Raw genomic sequence first — 218 nt, forward strand, 5'->3', positions numbered from 1 at the left:
AACAAATGCCTTCTGGATGAAGGTACTGGGCGTTTCTCACAGGATGTGAGAGCCCTTAGCGGAGTTTCCTTACCTTTCCGCCATTAGAGAGGTGTTCTCTCAAAACTAGATAACAGGTGTGACATCAATCAAAAATGTGGTTAAGTCCTCGATCGATTAGTATCTGTCAGCTCCATGTGTCGCCACACTTCCACCTCAGACCTATCAACCTGATCATC

At 45.9% G+C, this 218-nt stretch carries 1 rRNA gene; it reads right to left on the reverse strand.

What is annotated here, in order from left to right:
• Positions 1-136: 136 nt before the first annotated feature.
• Positions 137-218: ribosomal RNA gene (locus BLL41_RS22285) — 23S ribosomal RNA — on the reverse strand; the annotation flags it as partial.

The sequence above is a fragment of the Bacillus sp. FMQ74 genome (assembly GCF_001875785.1).
Taxonomy (GTDB): Bacteria; Bacillota; Bacilli; order Bacillales; family Bacillaceae; genus Bacillus; species Bacillus stercoris.